This window comes from Paenibacillus sp. MAHUQ-45 (assembly GCF_058133325.1).
Genome location: NZ_JBYUPV010000016.1, coordinates 25,875 through 49,930, shown reverse-complemented (window position 1 = coordinate 49,930; position 24,056 = coordinate 25,875). Strand labels below are relative to the sequence as shown.

Annotated in this window: 29 protein-coding genes and 1 riboswitch; of the genes, 24 read left to right on the top strand and 5 right to left on the bottom strand. The window is 49.7% G+C overall.

Annotated features, from left to right (window positions below; genetic code table 11):
• Window positions 1-120: 120 nt before the first annotated feature.
• On the bottom strand, window positions 121-489 hold the full coding sequence (locus tag AC3Y23_RS25930) for a hypothetical protein (RefSeq protein ID WP_379204591.1): 369 nt from the start codon (window positions 487-489) through the stop codon (window positions 121-123).
• Between the two features lie 137 nt (window positions 490-626).
• On the opposite strand from AC3Y23_RS25930, the gene AC3Y23_RS25925 reads away from it, so the two are divergent.
• From AC3Y23_RS25925 to AC3Y23_RS25910, 4 genes are read left to right on the top strand one after another with little or no spacing between them, the layout of a single operon-like run.
• A complete protein-coding gene (locus AC3Y23_RS25925; RefSeq protein ID WP_379204589.1) occupies window positions 627-1,409 on the top strand; it encodes a zinc ribbon domain-containing protein in 783 nt (260 codons plus the stop codon).
• A 29-nt stretch (window positions 1,410-1,438) separates the two neighbouring features.
• Window positions 1,439-2,239, top strand: a complete 801-nt coding sequence (locus AC3Y23_RS25920; protein ID WP_379204587.1) for a TrmB family transcriptional regulator — start codon at window positions 1,439-1,441, stop codon at window positions 2,237-2,239.
• A gap of 40 nt (window positions 2,240-2,279) precedes the next feature.
• Window positions 2,280-2,591, top strand: a complete 312-nt coding sequence (locus tag AC3Y23_RS25915; RefSeq protein ID WP_379204585.1) for a hypothetical protein — start codon at window positions 2,280-2,282, stop codon at window positions 2,589-2,591.
• A gap of 48 nt (window positions 2,592-2,639) precedes the next feature.
• The gene (locus tag AC3Y23_RS25910; RefSeq protein ID WP_379204583.1) at window positions 2,640-3,233 is read left to right on the top strand and encodes a xanthine phosphoribosyltransferase; all 594 of its coding nucleotides are present in this window, start codon (window positions 2,640-2,642) and stop codon (window positions 3,231-3,233) included.
• Window positions 3,234-3,403: 170 nt separating this feature from the next.
• On the opposite strand, the gene AC3Y23_RS25905 is transcribed toward AC3Y23_RS25910, so the two are convergent.
• Genes AC3Y23_RS25905 through AC3Y23_RS25895 form a run of 3 tightly spaced genes read right to left on the bottom strand, consistent with a single transcriptional unit; the run spans window position 3,404 to window position 5,854 of the window.
• On the bottom strand, window positions 3,404-4,387 hold the full coding sequence (locus tag AC3Y23_RS25905; RefSeq protein WP_379204581.1) for a diacylglycerol/lipid kinase family protein: 984 nt from the start codon (window positions 4,385-4,387) through the stop codon (window positions 3,404-3,406).
• A gap of 52 nt (window positions 4,388-4,439) precedes the next feature.
• Window positions 4,440-4,778 (bottom strand): DUF4870 domain-containing protein, encoded by a 339-nt coding sequence (locus tag AC3Y23_RS25900; RefSeq protein ID WP_379204579.1) that lies wholly within the window; start codon window positions 4,776-4,778, stop codon window positions 4,440-4,442.
• Between the two features lie 59 nt (window positions 4,779-4,837).
• Window positions 4,838-5,854, bottom strand: coding sequence for a serine hydrolase domain-containing protein (locus tag AC3Y23_RS25895; protein WP_379204577.1), 1,017 nt, complete (start codon window positions 5,852-5,854; stop codon window positions 4,838-4,840).
• 463 nt (window positions 5,855-6,317) lie between these two features.
• Here AC3Y23_RS25895 and AC3Y23_RS25890 point away from each other — a divergent pair, with 463 nt between their 5' ends.
• From AC3Y23_RS25890 to AC3Y23_RS25860, 7 genes are all read left to right on the top strand, one after another.
• Entirely contained in the window at window positions 6,318-6,506 is a 189-nt protein-coding gene (locus AC3Y23_RS25890) for a hypothetical protein (RefSeq protein WP_042123803.1), read from the top strand.
• Window positions 6,507-6,965: 459 nt separating this feature from the next.
• Window positions 6,966-8,015 carry a cytochrome c oxidase subunit II gene (gene coxB / locus AC3Y23_RS25885; protein WP_379204574.1) on the top strand — a complete coding sequence of 350 codons (1,050 nt, stop codon included), beginning with the start codon at window positions 6,966-6,968 and terminating at the stop codon, window positions 8,013-8,015.
• A gap of 128 nt (window positions 8,016-8,143) precedes the next feature.
• Window positions 8,144-9,982 (top strand): cytochrome c oxidase subunit I, encoded by a 1,839-nt coding sequence (gene ctaD / locus AC3Y23_RS25880; RefSeq protein WP_379204672.1) that lies wholly within the window; start codon window positions 8,144-8,146, stop codon window positions 9,980-9,982.
• A 7-nt stretch (window positions 9,983-9,989) separates the two neighbouring features.
• Complete coding sequence (locus AC3Y23_RS25875) at window positions 9,990-10,616, top strand: cytochrome c oxidase subunit 3 (RefSeq protein WP_379204572.1); 627 nt, start codon at window positions 9,990-9,992, stop codon at window positions 10,614-10,616.
• Window positions 10,617-10,619: 3 nt separating this feature from the next.
• Entirely contained in the window at window positions 10,620-10,943 is a 324-nt protein-coding gene (locus tag AC3Y23_RS25870) for a cytochrome C oxidase subunit IV family protein (RefSeq protein ID WP_379204570.1), read from the top strand.
• A 110-nt stretch (window positions 10,944-11,053) separates the two neighbouring features.
• On the top strand, window positions 11,054-11,962 hold the full coding sequence (gene ctaG / locus AC3Y23_RS25865) for a cytochrome c oxidase assembly factor CtaG (RefSeq protein WP_379204568.1): 909 nt from the start codon (window positions 11,054-11,056) through the stop codon (window positions 11,960-11,962).
• Window positions 11,963-11,997: 35 nt separating this feature from the next.
• Window positions 11,998-12,462 carry a DUF420 domain-containing protein gene (locus AC3Y23_RS25860; RefSeq protein ID WP_379204566.1) on the top strand — a complete coding sequence of 155 codons (465 nt, stop codon included), beginning with the start codon at window positions 11,998-12,000 and terminating at the stop codon, window positions 12,460-12,462.
• A gap of 130 nt (window positions 12,463-12,592) precedes the next feature.
• Here the strand turns inward: AC3Y23_RS25860 and AC3Y23_RS25855 are convergent, their stop codons facing one another.
• The gene (locus AC3Y23_RS25855; RefSeq protein ID WP_379204564.1) at window positions 12,593-13,204 is read right to left on the bottom strand and encodes an HD-GYP domain-containing protein; all 612 of its coding nucleotides are present in this window, start codon (window positions 13,202-13,204) and stop codon (window positions 12,593-12,595) included.
• Window positions 13,205-13,702: 498 nt separating this feature from the next.
• On the opposite strand from AC3Y23_RS25855, the gene AC3Y23_RS25850 reads away from it, so the two are divergent.
• The 13 genes from AC3Y23_RS25850 to kdpF all read left to right on the top strand — a co-directional run bounded on the left by AC3Y23_RS25850 (window position 13,703) and on the right by kdpF (window position 24,050).
• Entirely contained in the window at window positions 13,703-14,431 is a 729-nt protein-coding gene (locus AC3Y23_RS25850) for an ABC-2 transporter permease (RefSeq protein ID WP_379204562.1), read from the top strand.
• 60 nt (window positions 14,432-14,491) lie between these two features.
• Window positions 14,492-14,887 carry a GntR family transcriptional regulator gene (locus AC3Y23_RS25845; protein WP_379204560.1) on the top strand — a complete coding sequence of 132 codons (396 nt, stop codon included), beginning with the start codon at window positions 14,492-14,494 and terminating at the stop codon, window positions 14,885-14,887.
• A gap of 17 nt (window positions 14,888-14,904) precedes the next feature.
• Window positions 14,905-15,834: an ATP-binding cassette domain-containing protein gene (locus AC3Y23_RS25840; protein WP_379204558.1), complete on the top strand. Its 930-nt coding sequence runs from the start codon at window positions 14,905-14,907 to the stop codon at window positions 15,832-15,834.
• Window positions 15,835-15,836: 2 nt separating this feature from the next.
• The gene (locus tag AC3Y23_RS25835; protein WP_379204556.1) at window positions 15,837-16,739 is read left to right on the top strand and encodes an ABC transporter ATP-binding protein; all 903 of its coding nucleotides are present in this window, start codon (window positions 15,837-15,839) and stop codon (window positions 16,737-16,739) included.
• On the top strand, window positions 16,732-18,021 hold the full coding sequence (locus AC3Y23_RS25830) for an ABC transporter permease (RefSeq protein WP_379204554.1): 1,290 nt from the start codon (window positions 16,732-16,734) through the stop codon (window positions 18,019-18,021). The genes AC3Y23_RS25835 and AC3Y23_RS25830 overlap by 8 nt, the downstream gene beginning before the upstream one ends.
• Window positions 18,022-18,058: 37 nt before the next feature.
• Window positions 18,059-18,277 (top strand): hypothetical protein, encoded by a 219-nt coding sequence (locus tag AC3Y23_RS25825; protein ID WP_379204552.1) that lies wholly within the window; start codon window positions 18,059-18,061, stop codon window positions 18,275-18,277.
• Window positions 18,278-18,452: 175 nt separating this feature from the next.
• Entirely contained in the window at window positions 18,453-19,955 is a 1,503-nt protein-coding gene (locus AC3Y23_RS25820) for a spore germination protein (RefSeq protein WP_379204550.1), read from the top strand.
• Between the two features lie 23 nt (window positions 19,956-19,978).
• Window positions 19,979-21,178, top strand: coding sequence for a Ger(x)C family spore germination protein (locus tag AC3Y23_RS25815; protein ID WP_379204547.1), 1,200 nt, complete (start codon window positions 19,979-19,981; stop codon window positions 21,176-21,178).
• Window positions 21,179-21,180: 2 nt separating this feature from the next.
• Window positions 21,181-21,429, top strand: coding sequence for a hypothetical protein (locus AC3Y23_RS25810; RefSeq protein WP_379204545.1), 249 nt, complete (start codon window positions 21,181-21,183; stop codon window positions 21,427-21,429).
• A 3-nt stretch (window positions 21,430-21,432) separates the two neighbouring features.
• Complete coding sequence (locus tag AC3Y23_RS25805) at window positions 21,433-22,527, top strand: GerAB/ArcD/ProY family transporter (protein ID WP_379204543.1); 1,095 nt, start codon at window positions 21,433-21,435, stop codon at window positions 22,525-22,527.
• Window positions 22,528-22,737: 210 nt separating this feature from the next.
• Window positions 22,738-23,037 (top strand): hypothetical protein, encoded by a 300-nt coding sequence (locus AC3Y23_RS25800; RefSeq protein WP_379204540.1) that lies wholly within the window; start codon window positions 22,738-22,740, stop codon window positions 23,035-23,037.
• Window positions 23,034-23,222: riboswitch (cyclic di-AMP (ydaO/yuaA leader) on the top strand. It overlaps the preceding gene by 4 nt.
• A gap of 205 nt (window positions 23,223-23,427) precedes the next feature.
• Complete coding sequence (locus tag AC3Y23_RS25795) at window positions 23,428-23,847, top strand: hypothetical protein (RefSeq protein ID WP_379204538.1); 420 nt, start codon at window positions 23,428-23,430, stop codon at window positions 23,845-23,847.
• Between the two features lie 125 nt (window positions 23,848-23,972).
• Complete coding sequence (gene kdpF / locus AC3Y23_RS25790; RefSeq protein WP_379204670.1) at window positions 23,973-24,050, top strand: K(+)-transporting ATPase subunit F; 78 nt, start codon at window positions 23,973-23,975, stop codon at window positions 24,048-24,050.
• Window positions 24,051-24,056: the final 6 nt, after the last annotated feature.

Sequence of the window (24,056 nt, the reverse complement as noted above, 5' to 3'; positions counted from 1 at the left end):
AACACCCAAGGATTCCCTCGGGTGTCCGGGCAGGCGGCTGTTCAAGGATTCTTCACAAACGTTCTGGGCTAAATTACGTATTACTGCACATACAGGCGTTGCCTCCTGCGTATCTATTGTTCAGGGGTGCGCTTTGCCATAACCTTCATCTTGATAAGCGGTGTTCTCCAGCTTGGTTAACACATTAAGGGACTTGATCATTTGTTGGGTGTCGTTGCTGCCATGCTCGTACAAATATCGGTATAAGGCAATGGTCTGGTCATCAAACTCCTGGGCGGCGTCATCGTGATCGGCAGATTTAAACGGAACAAAGGCGCGGAGGAATGTATAGTCATCGTCACTCTCCAGACCCGTTAACAGGTCCTTCAGGATCGTAAGCTCCTCATTATTCAGGTAGACTTCAAATTCATTGGACTCGTTGCGGATATTCTGGATTACGCCATGGGCTGCAGAGACAAAATAACGTTTTTTTGGGTCATTGGCCGGCATTGTGAATCCCTCCATTTTCCGTTATGTTGCCCTGAGTTTCATTTTTTACTATTATACACAGAACGGTAAATAATGAATCTGTGCGGCACATTTGGTATGATAGAAGCACGTTTCACTGTGGAGAAGGAGGAGCATCGATGAACTTATTGCAGCGTATCAAGGACGGTGCCAGCCGGGTTACCGAAAAAGCTCAAGGTTCTGTGGAGATCGGTAAGCTAAATAACCAGATTTCAGATATCGAGCGTGAGATGGAAGTTGAATTTATGAAAATGGGTCGGCTTTTCTACGAAGGATATCGTTTGAGAGATATGTCGGAGGCCGAAGGGAAAATGGTCGAGCTGTCTCGCGTCTGCACAAGACATCAAGAGAGAATCGACGTATTGCGCTCCCGCATAGCCCAGCTGAAGAATGAGCGGCTATGCGCCTGTGGTCAGGTTGTGGCCCTGGACGCCAATTTTTGCCCGCATTGCGGGCGCAAGCAGGAAGAACCGGCTTTTACGTATAAAGCGTCTACCCCGGCAGAGCCGGTGTACACCGTGAACGAGGAAGAGGATGATCATCAATACTATGGTGCTGAAGACTTGACCGATGAGGAGCGGGAGATCGCGCTGAAGATGAGTCCGGCTGTTGTGTATTCTGAAGCAGGACCTGCTGAGGATGAGCTGCCGCTGGATGAGTATGATGAGAGCAGCTCGGACGTTGACCAGGAGCGTCGTCATGCCGATGAGTTGGAGCGTGAGCGAATGCGGCAGCTTGAGCTGGATCGGCGCATCCGTGATTGGAAATCGGGAGAACAGCAAGATCCGGCAGCAACCAGCGAGGAACACGGCGGTCGGGACATGGTGAAATGCCAGATCTGCCGCACGGACCTTCCAAAAGGCTCCATGTGGTGCCCGCGCTGCGGTTCGGAGCAAATTTAGTTTTACAGTCAGCTTAGGGGGACATAAGAATGGAACAGTTGCTGCTGCATCTGCGCAATCTGGGCTTCACAGAGATGGAGTCCAAAATTATGGTGGAGCTGGCGACCAAAGGTCAAGCTTCGGGCTATGAAGTAGCCAAACAGCTCGGAGTATCGAGGTCTAACGTATATGCTGCGCTGCAGCGCCTGACACAACAGGGATATGTGCGATGCGGAGAAGGAGAGCCTGCGCGGTACAGTGTGCTGAATCCGGAGGAACTGTCGACGATGATCTCCGGGCGGATCCAGACCTCTCTCGCTTATATGGAGAATGAAATGCCACGCGGCGGACCGGTAACTCCGTCATTCTATAATGTTGAGGGTGACCGCAACGTGCTTGGTGCACTGATGCATCAGCTGAATCTGGCTGAGCAGGAGATTGTGGTCGATGTTTGGCGGGAGGAAGCAACGCTGCTGCGCAGCGAGCTGGAACAAGCCGAGCTGCGGGGAGTTAGGCTGCTGTGGGCGTTCGACGGCGACAATGCTGCCGGTGCTCCGCCAGCCTGGACGCCGCTTGGCGGGAAGCCGCCGCGCAGTGACGGCCGCAAATTCTCGTTCGTGATCGACCGGAGCTGGTGCATGCTGGGCATGCGTTACAGTGACGGTACGGCACAGGCCGTGGTCACCGAGCATCCGGTGATGGTGGAGCTATTGCTGAATCATTTTACACAAGAAATGGTACTGTTCGAGCTGGAGCAGGATATGGGCGCCGAGTTGGAACAGCGGTACGGTGATCGCTACAGCCACATCTATAGCAAATATGTAATGCATAGCGAGGATGGGCAAGAATAAGGCTGAGCTAAAACGAAATCATGTCAGGGAGGTGAAATGTATGGAATGTATCGTTCATTTTGAAGTTGTGCATCCGGAAGGTCCGAAGCCACTACGCGGGCTGTTGTTTTTGGATGAAGGCGCCATTCCTGGCGAGGCTGAGCTGATTGGCATGTTCAAGGACATGAAATTTGAGGTGCGGCTGGAGGACAGGGAGAAGCTGATTTTTAAACCGGTTAATGCAGGAGCTAACTATTCGGAGATCCGGATTACCGGGTATGACACAGGTAGCGCCAAGGATGAACATAAGGAAGACCATGATTTGAAATCCATTGTGGGCAACCTTATGCCTCAGAAGCCATCCGGGCTGTAGTCTGAGAGGAAGAATGGGTCCACTGCTGTGGGAGAAGGAGGGGTACATATGGAGCTGTTGAGGCGAAAAGTAATCGACGAAGGCATCGTTCTCGGCCAAGGTGTGCTCAAGGTAGATTCTTTCTTGAATCACCAGATGGATCCGGTTCTGATGCGGGAGATCGGGCGCGAGTTTACCCGCCGATTTGCAGGGGAAGAGATCACGAAGGTGCTGACCATTGAGTCTTCCGGCATTGCGCCGGGTATCATGACGGCTTTGGAGCTGGATGTGCCGCTGATTTTTGCCCGCAAGCAGAAGTCATTGACGCTGACGGAGGATATTTATGTGGAGAAGGTGTACTCTTTTACGAAAAAAGAGAGCAATGAAATTACCGTCTCCAAGAAATTCATCGCTCCGGGCGAGCGTGTGCTGATCGTCGATGATTTCCTGGCGAACGGTGAAGCCGCCTTCGGGCTTGCAAGGATTGTGGAGCAGGCCGGTGGCAGCGTGGCCGGGATCGGTATTGTGATCGAAAAATCCTTCCAGCCGGGTTACCGGCTGCTGCAGGAAGCGGGCTACCGCGTGGAATCGCTCGTGCGAATTGCTGCATTGTCGGACGGGCAAATTGCATTTGTAGAAGACGACGAGTTGCTGCCGGGTTAGACGGCAGCAACTCGTCGTAACAAGCCGGAAACCCGGGCAGCTGCCCATGGTTTCCGGCTTGTTCTGCTGCGGCTATTCTGCGCAGCAGCAGAAAGGCCAGCACGCGCTCTATCGCGCGTGCTGGCCTTCTTGTCGTGCCGTCCTATCCGGCACGACGGTGAATCTCCTGCCTAGCCGCTGGCTTGGCAGGATCTCTGCGCCGCGGCTGTGCCCTGCGGCGACAGCACGCGCAGCGCGCCAGGCTCGCAGCGCACGGCGAGCGGCGCGAGGCCGAGGCTCTCGCCGTCGCCAATGGCCTGCCGCGGCTGCTCGAAGGTCACAGCTACGCTGCGTCCGCGCAGCATGGTGACGAAGGGCAGGGTCACATGCCTGCCCTTCAGCACCGTAGGGAACAGCCGCAGGAGCTGCCCGCGACTGCACCCGTGCACGACGCAGACGTCGAGCTGGCCGTCCCCGGCCTCCGCCTGCGGACAGATCTGTAGCCCGCCGCCATAGCCCGGCAGGTTGCAGATCGAGACTAGCCAGGCTGTCTCGAAGGAATGCTTCTTGCCATCGCAGGCTACGCTGACTCGGCAAGGCTTGAAGGTCAGCAGCGTATGCAGGATGCCGATAATATACGCCAATTGCCCGGCTCCGATGGTGTTGCAGAAGCGCTTATAGCGGCTGCTATTCACATTGACCGCCACCTGAGCGTCAAAGCCGCTGGCGACAGCCGTCAAGGTGAACCCATCCTTGCTGGAGAGCAGGTCACTCTCCAGCCAGCGTCCACCAGTGGCGGTCGCTAGCGCCGTCTCCGGGTCCAGCGGAATGCCGAACCCGCGGGCCGTATCATTACCAGAACCGGCCGGAATTATGGCAAGCTGGGTTCTGCTCTGATGAAGAGCACCGAGCACGCTATGAATCGTGCCATCTCCCCCGACAACGACAGCAGCCTCCCAATGCTCCCGCCGGGCTAAGGCCGCAAGCACGGCATGTTCTGCGCTTGCAGCATCCTTGGTGAACAGGGCCTCGTAAGAGATGAGCCGCTGCTTCAGCAGCTTCTCTACGATTCGCCATGTTCGCTGCCCTGTGCCTCCCCCGGAACGCGGATTTATGATAAATAAGTACATTTCTTTTCCCCCAGCTTCAAAGATCCAGTGTAGTCTATTCTCCATTGTAAGGAGTGGAAGAGTGAAAGGGAATCTTTTTTACGCAAGAGGATGGAGATTAAATGTGGCGAAGCTGTTGTTCCGCGAAGGCTCCCGCCCAAGGCAGCCGATACCACCTGCCGCCCAGCGCGTGGTAAACCATCAGGAGCCAAATCACCAGGCCACAGAGGGAGAGAATGGCGGCAATGAACGGGCCGATGAGCGGCAGCAGGCTGCTAAGTACATGCCCAACCATCAACGTGCCGAAGGCGATCAACGATTGCAAGGCATGGAAAAGTACGAAGCGGCTCTTTTTCTCCAGGGCCAGAAAGACGATACCACCTGCAAAAGGGAAGAAATAGCATAGCGCACCCGCGATATTGTCGGGCAGGCCTGTAGATGATCTGAAAGGGGACAAAGGGATCACACTCCTTCTCCCCATCATTCTATGAGAGTGGTGGACAAAGTATGTGATCCTCAGCTCATGGCAGGGATAAGATATTGCTCCATCAGTCTGCGAGGATTCTTCCACTGTCTGACTTTGGTTTCTGCGGTGAAAATCACAGCGGCATCCAGACGTGGCAGCAACAAAATCTGCTGTCCGCCATGGCCATGGGCAAGCTGGAAGGGCTGTCCACTCATCGTCCCGCTCCAGAACTGGTATCCATATGCACCGAAGGCGGGATAGCCGGATGTCTGGGGTTTCAATGCTTCCTGCAGCCATGCCTGCGGGACGATCTCTTCACCGGCCCAGAAGCCGCCGTTCAGCAGGCAAAGGGCTGTCTTGGCCATATCTCTGGCGGTAAGGTATAGGCCGATATGGCCCATGCTATGTCCTTCGGGACTTGAGCTCCAGGCAACATGGGTAATTCCCAAGGGAGTGAAGAAATGCTGGCGGGCATAGCTGAAAGTATCTACACCTGTAGACTCTGAAAGCATCAAGGAGATTAGATGGGAGTCGGTACTCCGATACTGGAAGGTCCCGATACTGTCAGGAAGAATTGGCAGACTCAGAGCAAAGTTCCCCCAGCGGCGGCTGTTGTGAAACTTGCGGATCAGTGGCTCGCCCAGCTTCTTGCCTGTGATCCAGCTGAAGCCAGCGGTCATAGTAAGCAAATGGCGGAGAGTGAGGAATTTGAGCTGGGGAGAAGGCTGGGAGGGAAGATGACGATGCAGCACCTCGCAGAATGGGGTTTCAACACAGGGCATGTCTCCACGCTTGATTGCAATTCCGGTCATTAGGGAGATGAAGCTTTTGGTGACTGAACGCAGATCATTTAGTGACCCGGCCTGATAATGGCCATAATAACGCTCAAAGATGAGCTTTCCTTGACGTACCAATAACAAACTGTGCATTTTGGGATAACTCCGCAGGATGGTCTGATGTGCTTGCTCCAACAGGACACTGTTGGTGTCTCTTTCCTCAGGGAGTGCGGTTTCGATGAAAGGGATTGGGTGTTGGGGTGCATGCAGTATAGGCTGTGGCTGATCCATGGCGGCCCTCTTTTCTTAATCCAGACAGGCTGGCTTACCGAGTAGAAAGATGAATGTATTTTACCCGGAAACAGGCAGGATCACCCTAGCAGAATGACATAAAATAAAAATATTTCCCATAAGCACATTTTACAAGGAAAGGTGGAAGTTACGCTGGAATATGATACAATATAACGATAAGGCCCGAAAGGAGTGATTCAGTAAGTGGCTCTTCGGGTAATTAAAGTGTCGAGGTGCTTTCATTACAGGCATCTCAAGCTCTCAGCCCAAATCACGACGAACCTGCTTCTCCTGCAAGATGATGCATCCAAGGGTAGTAAGTAATGGAGTAGCGTCAAGCGGATAGTGCGAGCTACGTATGTGTAACGGATACTGACTTGCATTTCGGAGTTACGGCGGACTTTTCATCATGCATTCTCTACAACGGAGCATTCATTTTCAATGTTTTGGGAGGGAACTGATCATGGCAAGTAAAGGTCATAACGAAGTTAAGGAAAGTCTACGGGAAATGACACGTATTTTCCGGCCCAAAGATCCCAAGAAATTCGTAAAGGAGTACGTCCGAAAGTATCGGATCACGGGAGGCTATGAAGAAGAGCTGACCATGGTCGTGGAGCATGAACTGGTAAAGATGAATTCATCCGTCTCCTAAATTCAAGAGATTGATCATCACCAGACGTTCTTACGACAACATTCTGAGTAACTACATCCATGAGGATTCTCATAAACCGTGTCCGGCGGCGTGCCGCTTCAGGAAGCGGTTTTTTTTGCGTCCAAACGCTGGTGAAAAGTGGAAGAAAAACCGTTGAAAGCAAGCCCAGCAATGAATACGCGAATTTTCTATTAAACAATTAGACGTATAAATAGTCAAATGAATTAATAGACACAATTTTAATTGTAATCGCTTACACTATAAAATAATGTTTGTATCCGTTTTCATAAAACGTCAATAAATTCAGTAATGACAAGCTTTTCAGGCCTCTGAAAAGACTTTGTGAACTAGCTGTGAACGATTGACAAAACACACCCTTAAACTTATATTAATAGTGATTGTTATAATTGACAGGGAAAATACGGAAAATTATGAAATCGGGAAAAGCGGGGTAGATCAATGATGAAAACGTGGCAGGCTGTAAGGCGACTCCTTCCCATGATCGCAGTTTTTGGACTTATTCTTCTTACCGGTTGCGGACGCGCGGACTTGTCGGCACTCAGGCCGCAGGGACCAGCGGCGGACACCTCGTTTGGACTCATGAAACTGTCGATTACCATTATGATCATCGTGCTGCTGATCGTCTTCTCTATTGCGGCGTTTGTGATGATCCGGTTTCATAGAAAGCCAGGGCAGAACGAGATCCCTGAACAGGTAGAGGGTAGTATCAAGCTGGAAATTCTCTGGACCGTAATTCCGCTGATTCTCGTAGTTGTTCTGGCGGTTCCAACGGTAAAAGCGGTGTTTGCAGCCGGTAATGATCATTGGAATGACAAAAATGCAATTAAGGTAAAGGTAACAGGACACCAATACTGGTGGGAGTTTGAGTACCCTGATTATGGTGTAACTACGGCGCAGGATCTGGTGATTCCCAAGGGAAAGGATATCGCCTTTGAACTGAAGACTGCCGATGTACTGCACTCCTTCTGGGTGCCATCATTATCCGGTAAACTTGATACGAACCCGGCGGGAACGGTTAACCGCTTCAGCTTCAGTGCGCCAAATGAAGGCGTTTACCGAGGCAAGTGCGCGGAGCTCTGCGGACCTTCCCACGGCCTGATGGAATTTAAGGTCAAGTCCGTTAGCGAAGAGGCTTTTCAGAAGTGGATTGATGGCATGAAGAAGCCGGCAGCGGTACTTCCTGAAGATCCAGCGCTGGCCAAGACCTTCAAGGACCAATGTCTGAAATGCCATGCGGTAGGCGATCAGGGGCTTTCAGTTGGACCGAACCTGACCGGTATCGGCTCACGGGAAGCTATAGCAGGGATCTTGATCAATGATGATTCAGGGGTTGAAGGTGCTTCTGTCGAAGAGAATCTGAAGACCTGGCTGCATGATCCAAAGAGCGTGAAGCCGAATAATCTGATGCCAAACCCCAAGGACTTGGGACTGACCGATGAAGAGATTGACGGCATTGCCCATTACCTGGCTAATTACAAACTGAACTAGTCCTTTCACTCATTAAACCAAGCAGCAATTTTGAAAAGGGGGTACGAATCTTGGCTCAAGCAGCTCCTGTCCTGAACCATTCCAAGCCGTTGAAGCATGGTCACACCGTCAAGCGGCACACCGGACTGATGGATTGGATCACCACCGTCGATCACAAGAAAATTGCAATTCTGTATTTATGGGCCGGAGGTTTGTTTTTTGGCATCGGTGGCTTGGAAGCAATCCTGATCCGAATTCAGCTCATCAAGCCGATGAACACCTTTCTGAACGCCCAGCTCTTCAATGAGCTGATTACGATGCACGGAACTACAATGATCTTCCTTGGCGTTATGCCGATTATCTTCGCCCTGATGAATGCGGTTATTCCGCTCCAGATTGGGGCACGCGACGTTGCTTTTCCTTTTCTGAATGCGCTTGGCTTCTGGACTTTCTTGTTCGGGGGCTTGCTGCTCAATCTAAGTTGGGTCATGGGCGGTGCGCCTGATGCTGGCTGGACGGCTTATGCACCATTGTCTACCAGCACGTATAGTACGACACACGGGGTAGACTTTTACACCATTGGCTTGCAAATCGCGGGTCTGGGCACCTTAATTGGGGGCATTAACTTCCTAGCGACGATTATCACAATGCGTGCGCCAGGGATGTCCTACATGCGGATGCCGATGTTCGCTTGGACTACATTTATTACTTCCGCTATTATACTCTTCGCTTTTCCGGCCATTACGGTGGGCCTGGTACTGCTGACCTTTGACCGAATTCTTGGAGCCAACTTCTTCGAGGTGGGTGCAGGCGGTAACCCGGTGCTCTGGCAGCATATCTTCTGGATTTTTGGACACCCCGAAGTGTACATCCTGATCCTGCCTGCGTTCGGGATTATCTCCGAGATCATACCGACCTTCTCGCGCAAGCGTCTGTTCGGTTACAGCTCGATGGTCTTCGCTACGATTCTGATCGCCTTCCTCGGCTTCATGGTTTGGGCGCATCATATGTTCACTACAGGTCTTGGACCGGTCGCGAACGCACTGTTCTCGGTCTCAACGATGCTTATTGCCGTACCTACCGGAATCAAAATCTTCAACTGGCTCTTCACGATGTGGGGTGGTCAGGTGCGTTTTACCACGCCTAATCTATTCGCAGCCGGCTTCATTCCAACCTTTACAATGGGCGGTGTCACCGGGGTCATGTTGGCCTCTGCACCCGCTGATTTTCAGTTCCATGACACATATTTTGTCGTCGCCCACTTTCACTATGTTATCGTAGGCGGTCTGGTGCTCGGCCTGTTCGGTGGGCTGCATTACTGGTGGCCGAAGATGTTCGGACGCATGCTAAGCGAGAGACTCGGCAAGTGGACGTTCTGGACCTTCATCCTTGGGTTCCACATGACGTTCTTTGTGCAGCATTTCCTTGGACTAATGGGCATGCAGCGTCGGGTCTTTACATACCTGCCGAACCAGCAGTTCGATCTTCTGAACCTGATCAGTACGATCGGTGCGGGTCTGATGGGTGTGGGAACGATTATCTTCCTGACCAATGTATTCCTGACTTCCAGAAAGCCTGTGGGTGCTCCAGATGATCCGTGGGAAGACGGTCGTACGTTGGAGTGGAGCATTCCTTCTCCGCCACCAGAGTATAACTTCAAACAAACGCCACTAGTACGCGGTATTGATGCCCTGTGGAAAGAAAAAACAGCCGGACATAAAGGGATGACGCCTGCGGAGCCGGTCGGTTCCATTCACATGCCTTCCGCAACGGTATTGCCGTTCGTCATGTCCGTGGGAATCTTCATTGCGGGACTTGGGTTTATGTTCAGCAAGGATGATTTCGGCAACGCGTTTATGAGCTTTATTTTCAATAATTATATTGTAACGGCAATCGGGCTTCTCATTACATTCGGGTCGATGGTGCTGCGTTCCGTGTTCGATGATCACGGCTGGCATATTGAACCTGAAGAGCTGGAAGAGGGGTGAGGATGGTATGACAACGGCACACGCAGAGGCGGCTAACGGCACGCTTCCGCACGAACCGGAAAAAGCGACCCTGGAGGGACGCAATAAAGTGCTCGCCTTCTGGTTATTCCTGGGCGGGGAAGCGGTACTCTTCGGTACCTTGTTCGCCACCTTCCTGGCCCTGCGCAATCAGACCAATGAAGGCCCGACGGCGAATGAGCTGTTTCATCTGCCACTGGTTGCAGCGGCCACGTTCATCCTGCTAGTGAGCAGTCTGACGAGTGTATTCGCCATTCAGGCGATGCACCGGAATCGTCCGGCTGTGCTGCGGAACTGGCTACTGCTGACCGTCTTGCTGGGACTCGGTTTTTTGGGGTTGGAAATTTATGAGTTCAGCGAATACGTTAGACATGAAAAGTTCGGAATGACCACGAGCGCATTCAGTTCTGCCTTCTATACCTTGGTTGGGTTCCACGGTGCACACGTTGCCTTTGGGATTGTCTGGATCGGAATTTTGATTGCTCAACTGGCTCGCAAGGGACTGAATGTGATCACTGCGCCGAAGATTTATGTATCCGCCATGTACTGGCACTTTATCGACGTGGTCTGGGTATTCATCTTCACAGTGGTATATCTGCTCGGAAAGGTGGGCTAGCTCATGACGACAGATCAACATACACCGCAAGGCGGAGTCAAGCACCGCTACCGGCATGAAGGGCCACAAAAGCATATTGTGGTATTCATCTTCTCGATTGTACTGACCTTGATTGCTTTCGCAGCAGTGGCTGCAGGAGGGGTCAATCCGGCGTTTGCGGTGATTCTCCTGTTGATAATGGCAGTGCTGCAAGTGTTTGTGCAGATGGGGTACTGGATGCACTTGAAGGACAAAGGGCATATGCTGCCCATCCTGTTCATGATCGGTGGTTTTTTTGTAGCGGGTACTTGTATTATCATGTCACTCTACTGGGTATGGTGGGACTAAAGGGAAGTTGCGGAAGAGGCGGGCAGTTCATGCCCCCTCTTTTTGGCATTATGGACACGCGAACGATTACCTTATACCCGCTTTCCCTGCCAAGGAGGCATAAATAAGAGATGCTAGGATTACAGTATTTTAGCTTTGCTGATTTATGGAGCCCGTTGTTTTTGGCGGGGATGCTGCTGGTTACAGCAGCCTATTTTGTGTTGATTGGACCGCTGTCGTCACGGTTTCCGGGTGCTGCGCCGGTATCCTTCTTCCGTAGAACACTGTTTGTATGCGGGATGGTGGCGCTGTACTTGGCTCAGGGAGGACCGGTTAGCTTACTGGGGCATATCATGTTTTCTTTTCATATGTTAAGTATGGCTTTGTCTTATCTGGTTGCAGTTCCCCTGATCATGCTAGGGATTCCCGTCTGGATTTGGCGGGCTGCCCTGAAGGTCAACCCTTTGCGGGGGCTGTCGTTTCTGGCGCATCCGGTGGTGGCGGCGCTGCTGTTCAACGGATTATTCTCGCTGTACCACGTGCCGGTGATTCACGACTATGTGATGCTGCATTTTACGGTTCACCGTCTCTATTATATAATTCTCTTTCTGACAGCTGCCTTGATGTGGTGGACCTTGATTAACCCATTACCGGAACACAAGATGGCCTCGGGACTCGGAAAAATCGGCTTTATCTTTCTTAATATGGTGCTCTTGACGCCGGCTTGTGGACTGATTATTTTTGCGGACCAGCCGCTCTATGCCACGTACAGTGATCCTGATGCTTGGGCCAAGGCTATGGGCTACTGTGTATCCGGTGATTCTGCTACGCTCTTGAAGGCATTTGGGGGTCCAACGTTCTTCGGATGGCTGTCGCCTAAGGTGGATCAGCAGGTAGGCGGCATTGCCATGAAGTTCATTCAGGAATTTATTTTTGCCTCTATGCTTGCTTATGTGTTCTATCATTGGTATAAAAAAGAGAACGGGAAAGACGATGGGGAAACATCCGAGACCTCCTCCAAGCTGGAAGGGGCCGTTTGAACCGTGCATAGCTGGCATTGCCAAGGAGGATAATCATGGATATTTTTACGTTGTTTCCAACGATCAGTACATCGTTCATCGTAATTAGTGCGGTGCTGGTGGCGATTGGCTGGGGACTCATCATTAAGGGCAAACGCGAGGCGCACAAGAACACAATGATTGCTGCCGCTGTCGCTGCTCTGCTGTTCTTTATCGTGTATGTATCAAGAACGCTGTTTGTGGGAAACACCTCATGGGGTGGACCGGACGAACTGAAGACCATTTATCAAGTGTTTCTGATCTTCCATATTGTGCTCGCCACTGTGGCTGCCGTATTCGGGTTAACTACGCTTACGCTGGGGTTCAAGGCGAAGTATGCCAAGCATCGCAAATGGGGAAGAGTAACATCAGTAATCTGGTTCATTACCGCCATTACGGGCGTAACGGTGTATGTACTGCTGTACATGCTGTATCCGGGCGGTCATACGAAGCCGGTATGGGAAGTCATTATGGGCGCATAGACGCCAGCGGAACAGGCCTAGCGGATTTGTATGTTTCCTGCCCGGAAGCATGCAGCCCCAGGCCTGTTTTTTATCAGGCAGAGATTATGTACACTCTTTATGAGACCGCTCTCCTACTGAATGGTCCTAGCTATACAGTCAATTGCAGATCTGTGAGTAGCAGGAACTGATCTACGATCTGACTGTCAAACTGTGTTCCGGCGTGAGCGCGGAGTTCATCCTTAGCCTGTTGGATGGAGGTTCGTTCCCGATAAGGGCGAAAGGATTGCATGGCGTCATAGGCATCAATAACCGAACAGACCCGAGCAAGAAAGGGGATGTCCTCACCTTTCAGTCCGTAGGGGTAACCCTTGCCATCCCATCGTTCATGGTGATACCGAATTACGTCGGTCACACTGCTGTCTATACCGGGGAAATCCTTGGCAAGCTCGGCTCCGAGCAACGGGTGCAGCTTCAAGACATTCCACTGTTCCTCCGTTAAGGGTTCTTGCTGGTCAAGAATCTCCACGGGAATAAGAGACTTGCCGATGTCATGCAGAAAGCATCCTCTTATCAGAATGTTTTTCTCTTTCTCTATTAGTTGCATGGAGCCCGCTAGTTCCTCTGCCATCATGGCTACTCTAATGGAATGCCTGTGCGTTTCCGGATGTTTGTCCCGCAAAGAATTCATCCAAATGCTCACATGGGCCTCTTCTGTTAGAGCAATTTGCACCTTTTTGACTAGTGCGGCTAATTCCCCCAACTTATTCTCCCTCCTCAACCTCTTGGCAACCCCTCACCTGATCAGTAGTAAGTGTGCCAACTGTACGAAAACAAAACAAATACAGCAGAAAAAAAGTCGTACAATATGGCTTATGCGACATTTTTAGTGCCAAATATAGGTCTGTTTCGCATTTATGCATACAAATGATACTATGTAAGTATTATAGGTCATTTGTATATTACTGTATAGTAATTATAAGAGAATTATTCGATTTTTTGTCTAAATTTGTCACATCATATAACAACCGTAGACTTTAACAATTCAGATTTATCAAATAATAAAGGTGCGAACCGGACATGGGAGTGTCCGGTTTTTTATATGGTCAGGAGGATGGGCTGTAAATTATTTAGAAATAAAGGTTGACGATGGAAAATAAAGGACATATACTGTGTATATAGATATATACAGTAAGCACAGGCAACACAGTGCATAACTCATTGCTCTTCAAATTGAGATGCTAAAGCGAGGTAACTGTTTATGAGGACATTTAAGCAGTCTTGGTTCATTATCCGGGGCGATTTTCGTGGGGCTAAGTTAAAGATCTTGTTCCCGGTAGCATTTTCGCTTCTTTTTATGGGATATCTGGGCGGTTTGGCAACACTGGTTCTGAATGACTCGCTGGGTGGGAGGGATCGGAATGTCATATCAGATTTCATACTGCTGACTTTAGTTCCGATACTAGGATTCACATATTCCCGCAGATCCATGAAATATTGGAGCGAGGATTCCTACACCAAGATGCTCATGTATCTGAAGAGTCTCCCTATCCCGCTGGAGGTTATTGTGAACAAAAGAAAGATCCAGTCCTTCCTGTCCTTCGGCATGAATGGCATCCTGTTCTTCGGACTTATCTACGCCTTTGGTGAACATGTTCAAGCGAACTTGAACTGGATTCAATATCTTTCCTTCGCCTTTACCTGGATTGGTTATGGTTTGATGATTGCAAGCGTGTATATCTACATTGAGTTCTTGTTCAGTGGAAAAGCCTACAGCTGGCTAACCATGCTCATCATGGGCCTCTCGCTGGCGACAGCGGTGATCATCAGGATATCGGGTGGCAATTTATTCATCTTTACCATAGAAAGCTCGAAGGAATGGGGCTTGTTATCTCCGGTGATGTGGGTGATGCTGCTGGTGGGGTTGGTCGCCCTACAGGTAATCTCTAAATGGACGCTACACCGGCTGAAAAGGCGGAACTTCATATGAAAAGGCTAAAATTGCAAGGAAGCATTTCGGCTTGCCGGAATGAAAAGCGGGGTGTAAATCGTGTGGATACCGGTGCAAATTGATGAGAACAGCGCAGAGCCGCTGTATCACCAGATAGAGACACAGCTAAGGTCGCTGATTATTAGCGGGGTGATCGCAGAGGGAACATTGCTTCCCTCGATACGTGAATTTGCCGGAGATTTGAAATGTAGTGTCATTACTGTTCGCAGGGTCTATCAGGACTTGGAAAATGAAGGGCTGCTGCGGACGCGGCAGGGTACAGGTACCTTCGTCTCTAATGTCGGGGAAGGTGCGAGAGAGAATTATAAGCGGGATGCTGTGACAAAAGCGCTGGAGACCGCGGTGGATGTTGCGCATTCGGTCCAATGCACGAGGGAAGAGCTTGTCGAGCTGTTTAAGGAAATCGTGGAGCGTAAATATAAAAGTCAGGAATGAAAGGTGGAAGGACTGAAATGGCACAATTGGCAATTGAGCTGCGAAATGTAAGCAAAAAAAGGCGCAATAAAACGATTGGACCGCTTAATCTGGGCCTGCCGCAGGGACATATCATCGCGCTTGTCGGTCAAAATGGCTCCGGTAAAAGCACTTTGCTGCAAATGCTCCTCCAACTGACGCATCCCGAGGAGGGTGAAATTCTCTGGTTCGACAAAACCCATAGCGAAGGTATACCGCTGGAGGTGCGCCAGACTATAGCTTATGTGCCAGAGAACTCACTAACCGAAGAGAATCACTGGAGTGCCGAGGAGGCCGCAGCCTTCCGCAGTCACTGGTACCCACAGTGGGATCAGCTTTACTTTCAGGAACTGATGAATACCTTTGAGGTTCCACGGAATATCAAGCTGGGCAAAATGTCCAAGGGGGAGCGCCGTAAGTTCGAGATTGCTGCAGTTCTGGCTGCAAAGCCTCAGTTGCTATTGCTCGATGAGCCTTCTTCCGGACTGGACCCTTTTGCCTGGAAAGCTATGATAGAGGCCTTGCGCAAATATATGGATCAGCATAACGCGACGATCCTGATCTCCACTCACATTGTCGATGAGGTAAGAAGGCTGGCCGATTATATTGTGCTTATGCACAGAGGCCAACTGCTAGGCATGGCAGATAAAGATAGCCTGTTTGGGGCTTGGAGCGAGGTATGGGTGAACGTGGCGGATGCAGAGGAACTTGCGGAACTGTCTGCCGAGCTGCCAGGAACACTGAATCATGCAATGGATGCCAAAGGGGTGGCCTCGTTCATTACCGGACAATTTGAGCAAATCGAGGAACGCTTGCACCATATGGGCGTAAAGGTACTTAAGAACCGCGTGCTGGAGTTGGATGAGATTTTGGGCTTATGGACACAGGGATATCGTCCAATTCTGGTTGATGACAAGAAAGGGGACTGAAAATGGAAGCTTTGAAGCTGGAGCAAGTAGTGAAGCAGTATGGAGAGAAAACCGCTGTAAATCAAATTAGCCTGAAGGTAAGTGAAGGGGAAATTTATGGATTGCTTGGCGCCAATGGTGCGGGCAAGACAACAACCATGCGTATGGTGCTGGGCCTGATTTATCCCGATGAAGGCAAGATTCTCTACAATGGAAAATCATTTAACAGTGAGCTTCAGCGCATCATGGGCTATCTGCCGGAGGAGCGTGGATTGTATCCAAAGGTGAAGGTTAGTGACCAGATTACTTATCTCGCCCAGCTTCGTGGTATGTCAAGGAGTGAGGCCGACAAGAGCCTACGCTACTGGCTGGACCGCTTCGAAGTCCCTGAATATTACAACAAGAAGATTGAAGAGCTTTCCAAAGGAAATCAGCAAAAGATGGGCTTTATCGCTGCGGTTGTCCATAAACCTCAAATCCTCATTCTCGATGAGGCTTTCAGTGGCCTGGACCCTGTAAATGTCGAACTGCTCAAAGATACCGTTAAGGAATTACGTGATCAAGGTACGAGTATCCTGTTCTCCACACACCGAATGGAGCATGTTGAAGAGCTTTGTCGCAATATCACCATTCTCGATCGCTCCAATACCGTGGTGCAAGGTGAGATCCGTGAGATCAAGAAGGGTTATCCACGCGAGCAAGTGCTGCTTCGCACCCCTGGTGAAGTTTCCGGTCTGGAGTCTATTGCAGGCGTAACGGCTGTGAAACGGCAGGAACGGGGTTATCTGCTAACGATCAGCGAGATTGACGCCGCACAGCGTATTTTGCAGCAGGCCATCGGGCAGGGCGAAGTAGAGCATTTTGAAATCAAGGAACCGACATTAAACCAAATCTTTATCCGGGCGGTGGGTGAATCCAATGAATAAGATGGGGACAATTATCGGCTTTACCTTTAGGAATAAAGTAAGAACGAAATCATTCATGATTACTACGTTGATTATCGTATTGCTGCTCAGTATCGGGATGAATATCCCGTACATGATTAAATTGTTCAAGGGTGATGATAGCGCTAGTGGTACGGCAGGAAGCGCCGCAGTGATTGGACTCGTAGCCGAGGGCGGAAATCCGGCAGCAGAACTGCTTAAGGCTTATAATCCTCCGGCAGGGATTCCGAAAATTACACTGAATTCTTATGCTGCTAGTGATGATCCGGAGCTAAAAAAAGCGCTGGACGATGAGAAGGTGCAGGGTTACCTCTCTCTGGGAACAGCATCCGCTTCAGGTCTGCAAGAAGTAACTTACTTCAGCCGTGATGGCAAGCTGAAAGGGGAAGTGCAGTCCTATCTGCAAGGGGCATTGCAGCAGGTTAACGCACAGCTTATCGCCGGAGATAAACTGACGCCAGAGCAGATCAGCGCGATGAATACGCCGGTAGCGATTGGAACCAAGCAGATTAGCACTACAGGTGAGGTAGAAGCGGAACCATCCCATCCCGCTATCAATTACGTGATAGTATATGTGCTTTTAATCCTGTTCTTTATGTCTATCATGATGACAGGCAATATGATTGCCGCAGAAGTTACCTCGGAAAAAAGCTCTCGTATTATGGAGATTCTGATCACAAGCGCTTCACCATTGGCGCAGATGTTCGGAAAGGTTATCGGGATTTTCCTGGTTGGATTAACGCAAATTGTAATTATCGCCGCGGCAATTGCCGCCAATCTGAAACTGCCGCATAATGCGACAATTATGAGCGACTTTGATTTAAATTTCAGTCAGTTTAATGTTGGTTTACTGACATATGGCATCATCTTGTATATTCTAGGCTACTTCCTCTTCGCCTTAATGTACGCAGCTGTTGGTTCCATTGTCAGCCGTACTGAGGATCTTGGTCAGGCGGTTATGCCGATTATGATGCTGGGCTTTGCAGCTTTCTACATCCCGTTGTTCAGCATCGCTAGTCCTGATACCCTGCTAGTCAAGGTAGCGAGCTTTGTACCGTTCACCTCTCCATTGACGCTGTTGCTGCGAATTGGTGTGGGGAGTATAGCATTGTGGGAAATTATCGTCTCGCTGGCAATTCTCCTGGTCACGACGTTCTTCTTTGGCTGGCTGGCCGCGAAGATCTACCGCACCGGTGTCCTGATGTACGGTAAGCGTCCTAGCATTAAGGAAATCAGAAAAGCAATGAAAGCTTACAAAATTTGATTTGGTTTCACCCATATCCGAAAGGGGATTGATGATAATGAATGCAAAAAACGTTCAGAAGACCAATGAAGAGAAATACCAGATCGGTACGTTCCTGTTCTTTTCCTCCATGCTCTGTTTTTTAAGTGTTCAGATGGACCCCGGAGATTCCGGGCTGCGGCTGGGATTCAAGATCGGAATGGGAATTTTGGGTGCAGTGGGCGCGGTATATGGGCTGTATCAGTACGGAAAGTTGCGTCAGAAAGAGAAACAATAATGATATTTGCTGAATGGATATGAATAGTACGATCCGGAGCCTACTATAATGTGGCTCCGTTTTTTTTACCCTAAAAGCCTCTACTATCGGATCATCCCATGCATTGACGTATACTCCCTTGCCACGCGGGTCACAATAAGGGCAACCTAATTTTGCTAAATGAGAGGTGGCTTCCATGCAACTGGTATCGGATTCCGGGAAATTGCTGGACGCTGATCTGCACAACAATATTCGCTCGATACGGGAAGCATTGGGGGACAGTCCGGATCTAATTGTTCGAGAGATGGTGTTGGCTGACCATTGGGGAGTGGCCTTGCTATACATGAACGGTCTGGCTGATCGCACGATGATCCAGACAGCTGTGCTGAAATCGCTGACGAATCTGGGGGCGTTAAAACCGGAGCAGGAGTCATCCTTCAGGGACGCCCCGCTGATCTATTTGAAGGAAAAAGCCCTTACCGTGGGTGACATTAGCTATCTCAATGGGATAGACACGCTGTTCACACATCTCTTGTCAGGAGATGCCATTCTTTTGCTCGACGGATATGCGGAAGGGCTCCGCATCGGGGTGACCGGACGCGAAGACCGGACCGTGGGCGAACCGACCTCCCAGCCGAGCATTCGTGGACCGATGGATGCTTTTACCGAGAATATTCAAACTAATATCTCACTGATCCGCCGGAGGATCAAGGACCCGCAGTTATGGCTTGAAATCCATCCGATTGGCACAATAACCAAGACCAGTGTCGCTATTATGTATCAGAAAAATATTGTGAGCGGGCAAATTCTTCAGGAAGTACGTAACCGACTGGATGCTATCGATATCGACGGTATTCTGGAGAGCGGCTATATCGAGGAATTTATTCAGGACAAGACCGCCACTCCATTCCCTACGGTATACAACAGTGAGCGCCCCGATACGATCGTGGCGGGAATACTGGAGGGGAAAGTAGCGATAATCATAGATGGTACGCCGTTTGTCCTGCTCGTTCCAGCACTCTTTGTTCATTTCTTGCAGACACCGGAAGACTACTATCAGCGCTCCGACATTAGCACCCTGATTCGGATGATTCGCTTTATGTCGTTTCTGATTGTCTTGCTCGCCCCGTCATTCTACATCGCTATTACAACCTTTCATCAGGAGATGTTGCCCACGAATCTACTGCTGAATCTGGCCGCGCAGCGGGAAGGTGTCCCCTTTCCGGCTTTTATTGAGGCGCTAATGATGGAGATCGTCTATGAAATTCTGCGGGAAGCCGGTATACGGATGCCAAGAACGGTGGGTCAGGCCGTATCCATTGTCGGCACACTCGTCATTGGGCAATCTGCGGTAGAAGCGGGTATTATCTCCGCGGCGATGGTCATTATCGTGTCTATTACGGCGATTTCGAGTTATGTCATTCCGGCGAATACAATGTCCATTTCTGTGCGAATGATCCGGTTCGTATTAATGGGGCTGGCTGCTTCATTTGGGCTATTCGGGATTCTGGTGGGGGTTATTATCCTGGTGCTGCACCTGAATACGCTCCGTTCCTTTGGCGTTCCTTATCTGAGTCCGCTGGCTCCGTTTAATCTGGATGCTCAGAAAGACTCGCTGTTCCGGTTGCCTTGGCCAGCTATGCGCAAACGGCCGAAGATGTACAATCGCAAGAACCTGGTGCGGCAATCACGCAAATAAATAGCTATCGTTGAGGTGCATCCATGAAGCGTATTACAGGGGGGATTTTAGCGGCAGTAATGATCCTTGTGCTGTTGACAGGGTGCTGGAGCCGCCGGGAATTGAATGAACTAGGCATTGTGTCGGGCATCGCAATCGATAAATCTAATGATCAGTACCAATTGACCGTACAGGTGGTTATACCGGATCAGGTGAATGGCCGTACAGGTAAGCAAAATACTCCGGTGGCGGTTTATAAGACGGTGGCACCGACCCTCTTTGAGGCCTTCCGCAAGCTGACAGAAACGAGCCCCCGAAAGATCTATACTGCCCACATCAGGACACTGGTTCTAAGTGAGGAGGTGGCTCGGGACGGCATTGCCAAAGTGATAGATATTCTGGTGCGTAATCCGGAGACAAGACCGGATTATTATGTATTAATCGCTAGGGATGCCTCTGCGGAAAATATTCTGAAAGTCCTGACACCGCTGGAGAAAATCCCCGCGGAGGCGTTATTCTACTCACTGGATACTTCAAACAAGGTTTGGGCACCGGTAGCTGCGGTGACTGTTGACACGTTGATTGACCAACTCATGACTACGGGAATGAGTCCTGTGCTGCCAGGGATTTCCCTTTTGGAGAATGACAGTAGGGATACTAAATCTGAGGATATGAGACTTATCGATCATCCGGTAAAACTGGGGTATTCAGGCATGGCAGTCTTCCGCAATGACAAGCTGATTGGATGGATGACCAAAGATGAAGGTAAAGGCTATAACTATATTAGGAACACGGTTAGCAGCACAGCAGGGCATTTGAAATGTCCGGATGGCAAGTATATCAGTCTTGAAATTATCCGTTCACACACGGAAATGAAAAGCCGCCTGGAGGCGGGTAAACCTGTCATTGAGATCAGCGCCAAAGTGGAAAGCAACATCGGGGAATTGGAGTGCAGTCTGAACATCAATGATCCAATGGTGCTAGAACAGCTGCAAGTTGCTGGAGAACAGGATCTTGAGGATTTGATGAGGCAATCGGTTGAAGCAGTCCAGCGCCGTTATAAAGTCGATGTTTTCGGTTTTGGACAGGTGATTTATAATGCCTACCCCAAGCTGTGGAAGAAGTTAGAGTCACAGTGGGATGATGAATTCCCCCATCTAAAAGTGGTGTACAAGGTGGATGCTCATATTCGTAACACTGGCATGATTGCTAATTCGATTGAGCGCCGGATGAAGGAGAAATAGACATGACTCTTACGACCATTGTCGTCGGTTTTTGTTCCCTTGCCATCGCTGCTTTCGAGCTCCCTCCCTTGATTAAGAAAGGCTGGGCGCGTGAAACATTAATTTTCATAGTCATGCTGGTTGCCGGGGCAATCGTCAGTATTGTGGCTTTAAAAGGAATCCAGACACCTAGTCCGATGCGGGTTCCTGAGCTGATCTACAAACCTTTGTATCGATGGATGGAGTACATTCTACAGGTAAAGGATGATTGAGGCATGGAAAATGGGAGAATCAGCTCCAGACAACTTGCTGTGCTGGTCATCTACTTTATTATTGGCGATATGTTGTTGATTCTGCCCTCACTCACGATATCCGCGGCTAAACAAGATGGATGGATCTCCGGAGGAATAGGCCTCTTGATCGGATGGCCGATTGCCTGGTTTCTGTACCGGTTCAGCCGCCTGTTTCCCAAGCTGACGATTATTCAATACAACCGGCGCCTCTTGGGGAGATGGATTGGGGGGTTGATTTCTTTATTTTACCTGTACTACTATTTGGTCACTACCGCGATGCTGCTTCGGGAAGCCGGTGATTTTCTCACTACGCAGATTTTTACGGAGACGCCCATCAATGCGATTCACTTCATGATGATCATTACGTTGGTGTGGGGGACCAAGAGTGGACTGGAAGCTATTGCCCGGTCGGGAGAGACTTTTTTCCCACTGTATATCTTTTTGTTTCTGGCCCTGTTCTTTCTGCTGCTTCCCCAGGCCGAATTATCCAGACTCCAACCTATAATGGGTGAGGGACTTCGGGCCATTACACATGGTTCATTATACAGCAGTACCTTCACGTTCTGTGAACTGAATGCTGTGCTGATGTTTCTTCCCTATGTAGTTACCAGCAAGACTACGGAAAGAGATTATTTGATCGGGGTTTTCCTTGGAGGGATGGCTATCTGCTCTATTATTCTGCTGGCCCTGCTGGTGATTGGACCGAATCTGGCCTCCAGCTATCTCTATACTACCTATGCTGCCGCACAAAAAATCAACGTGGGGAATTTTCTACAGCGAGTGGAGGCCATACTGGCTATCAATTGGATTTTATCGACATTTTTCAAGACTATTCTGGACTTCTATGCTTTCCTGCTCGGGACCGCTCAGCTCTTCAAGTTGCGTGATTATCGTCCGTTGTCGATTCCTGGCGGCATGCTCGTCTTTGGTTTGGCGTTTGCGATCACGACCAATACCGTATATTTCGATTATATTGTCGACTATTATATCTTCTGGGATTTCACCTGTGCGCTAGTCCTTCCGCTGATGCTTTATATGGTGTACAAATTCAGAAGTAAGGAGATGTTCCAACAGTAAGCTGGGCTGTATTTCTATTCACGGTTTACAGAATGGAATAATAGGCGCTGGGCGTTCCAGTTCTGAACCTGTTGTCGTTCCCGGATACATGTGTAATCGTAATCCGAATCATACGCCGCACGACTTCCTTTTGTAAAAAGAGAAATTATTTCATAGTACCGTCTATCCACGGAATTCCGGCAACCAAGGGAAAGAAAGTGGACTAAAAGCATGTTTATTAGCCGTTATGAGGCATTTATCTTCCTCAAGCCCCTCTTTTCGTATTTGAGCGGAAGACGTGTCAAAATCTTGGAGTTCCGCGCTTTTGGGAAAAACAACCCCGAAATATATAAAAAATTCGATAATCGTGACAAAAACGTGAAAATAGGAGAAATAGAGAGATTGAACATTAAGAAAACGCTACCCAATATGAAAAGGGTTTTCTTTATGCATTATTTTGGCATCCTTGGCGTTTTACAAGAATTCCTGCATGAGAGTATGATTACATCTGTTTCAACCACAACCGAATAGTTGATCCGCTTAATTTCCGTCAAGGAAAGCGGGGGAACCAACAATCGGCAGCCGATGTGAGAGTCGGAAGCCGGTTATGGGGTGAATCCTGTATGGATGCAGCTAGTCATGCATCTGTATGGGTAGGGCGACTCTCACCGCCCGAATCCGTCAGCTAACCTCGTAAGCGTATGGAGAGAGGATGAGTGCAATGTGACCGTTAGCGAGCCACAGAGGAGATCCTTTGTGGTTTTTTGCTGTGCTTTTATAAGCAAAACGCTTGTAAGGCAGCGTCTGGTGACGTGACACAGCCACACACGGCTGTGCCCGAAAATGACGATAGGTCACGTTCCTTTCGGAGATTTTCGTTGCCTCCTTGTTGTTGTGCAAGAGCAGGAGGGGATAAGAGATATGGCGGATCAGATGGAATATGTGCTGGTATGCGCACCTACAAAGGCTGGCGAGCATTTTATCAAGATATTGAAATTCAGAGGCATTCAGGTAGCTGGACTAACGAACAATCAAGAGGAAAAGACCCGTTTAGAGGAATTGGGAGTTGAGAACACTGTTTTAGTAGATACTCGCCATCAGAAAACGTGGTTTCGTCCATCCTTTCCTGTAGGCAAGGTGTATTTGTTCGAGAGCAGTTTCCCGCTGTGTTGTCGTTACATCCAAATGTGCCGGGCCTGGACAACACAGCCCATCTTTGTAATTACCACTTCCTTGAACCCCAGATTGGTCTATACAAGACTGGGCGCAAGTTATGTCATCTATTCCCACAGCGGGGATGCCGTTTTTTTAGTGGACCAAACTTCCTGTGATCAGGGATAACAAAAGGGGCTGGAAACGATGCTGGATCTGTATATGATCGCCGCACTGGCCGTTACGTACGGCTTGTTCTATGGATTTGTACAATGGTGTTCAGGTGTAGTCGAGGATGCAGGGGGGAATGAGCGGTGATTGTGATTATTGCTGTGACCTTGCTGCTGTTCATCTATCTGGTCTATGCGCTGATTAACCCGGAGAAATTTTAGCTATAT

Excerpts from the sequence above, each read along its gene's own strand:
- AC3Y23_RS25840 (WP_379204558.1), top strand. The coding sequence starts at position 14,905 with ATGGCACAATTGGCAATTGAGCTGCGAAATGTAAGCAAAAAAAGGCGC.
- AC3Y23_RS25795 (WP_379204538.1), top strand. The coding sequence starts at position 23,428 with ATGGCGGATCAGATGGAATATGTGCTGGTATGCGCACCTACAAAGGCT.
- coxB (WP_379204574.1), top strand. The coding sequence starts at position 6,966 with ATGATGAAAACGTGGCAGGCTGTAAGGCGACTCCTTCCCATGATCGCA.
- AC3Y23_RS25805 (WP_379204543.1), top strand. The coding sequence starts at position 21,433 with ATGGAAAATGGGAGAATCAGCTCCAGACAACTTGCTGTGCTGGTCATC.
- AC3Y23_RS25925 (WP_379204589.1), top strand. The coding sequence starts at position 627 with ATGAACTTATTGCAGCGTATCAAGGACGGTGCCAGCCGGGTTACCGAA.
- AC3Y23_RS25860 (WP_379204566.1), top strand. The coding sequence starts at position 11,998 with ATGGATATTTTTACGTTGTTTCCAACGATCAGTACATCGTTCATCGTA.
- AC3Y23_RS25890 (WP_042123803.1), top strand. The coding sequence starts at position 6,318 with ATGGCAAGTAAAGGTCATAACGAAGTTAAGGAAAGTCTACGGGAAATG.
- AC3Y23_RS25830 (WP_379204554.1), top strand. The coding sequence starts at position 16,732 with ATGAATAAGATGGGGACAATTATCGGCTTTACCTTTAGGAATAAAGTA.
- AC3Y23_RS25895 (WP_379204577.1), bottom strand. The coding sequence starts at position 5,854 with ATGGATCAGCCACAGCCTATACTGCATGCACCCCAACACCCAATCCCT.
- AC3Y23_RS25910 (WP_379204583.1), top strand. The coding sequence starts at position 2,640 with ATGGAGCTGTTGAGGCGAAAAGTAATCGACGAAGGCATCGTTCTCGGC.
- ctaD (WP_379204672.1), top strand. The coding sequence starts at position 8,144 with ATGGATTGGATCACCACCGTCGATCACAAGAAAATTGCAATTCTGTAT.
- AC3Y23_RS25905 (WP_379204581.1), bottom strand. The coding sequence starts at position 4,387 with ATGGAGAATAGACTACACTGGATCTTTGAAGCTGGGGGAAAAGAAATG.
- AC3Y23_RS25920 (WP_379204587.1), top strand. The coding sequence starts at position 1,439 with ATGGAACAGTTGCTGCTGCATCTGCGCAATCTGGGCTTCACAGAGATG.
- AC3Y23_RS25800 (WP_379204540.1), top strand. The coding sequence starts at position 22,738 with ATGTTTATTAGCCGTTATGAGGCATTTATCTTCCTCAAGCCCCTCTTT.
- AC3Y23_RS25930 (WP_379204591.1), bottom strand. The coding sequence starts at position 489 with ATGCCGGCCAATGACCCAAAAAAACGTTATTTTGTCTCTGCAGCCCAT.
- AC3Y23_RS25915 (WP_379204585.1), top strand. The coding sequence starts at position 2,280 with ATGGAATGTATCGTTCATTTTGAAGTTGTGCATCCGGAAGGTCCGAAG.
- ctaG (WP_379204568.1), top strand. The coding sequence starts at position 11,054 with ATGCTAGGATTACAGTATTTTAGCTTTGCTGATTTATGGAGCCCGTTG.
- AC3Y23_RS25850 (WP_379204562.1), top strand. The coding sequence starts at position 13,703 with ATGAGGACATTTAAGCAGTCTTGGTTCATTATCCGGGGCGATTTTCGT.
- AC3Y23_RS25820 (WP_379204550.1), top strand. The coding sequence starts at position 18,453 with ATGCAACTGGTATCGGATTCCGGGAAATTGCTGGACGCTGATCTGCAC.
- AC3Y23_RS25815 (WP_379204547.1), top strand. The coding sequence starts at position 19,979 with ATGAAGCGTATTACAGGGGGGATTTTAGCGGCAGTAATGATCCTTGTG.
- AC3Y23_RS25825 (WP_379204552.1), top strand. The coding sequence starts at position 18,059 with ATGAATGCAAAAAACGTTCAGAAGACCAATGAAGAGAAATACCAGATC.
- AC3Y23_RS25870 (WP_379204570.1), top strand. The coding sequence starts at position 10,620 with ATGACGACAGATCAACATACACCGCAAGGCGGAGTCAAGCACCGCTAC.
- AC3Y23_RS25835 (WP_379204556.1), top strand. The coding sequence starts at position 15,837 with ATGGAAGCTTTGAAGCTGGAGCAAGTAGTGAAGCAGTATGGAGAGAAA.
- AC3Y23_RS25810 (WP_379204545.1), top strand. The coding sequence starts at position 21,181 with ATGACTCTTACGACCATTGTCGTCGGTTTTTGTTCCCTTGCCATCGCT.
- AC3Y23_RS25875 (WP_379204572.1), top strand. The coding sequence starts at position 9,990 with ATGACAACGGCACACGCAGAGGCGGCTAACGGCACGCTTCCGCACGAA.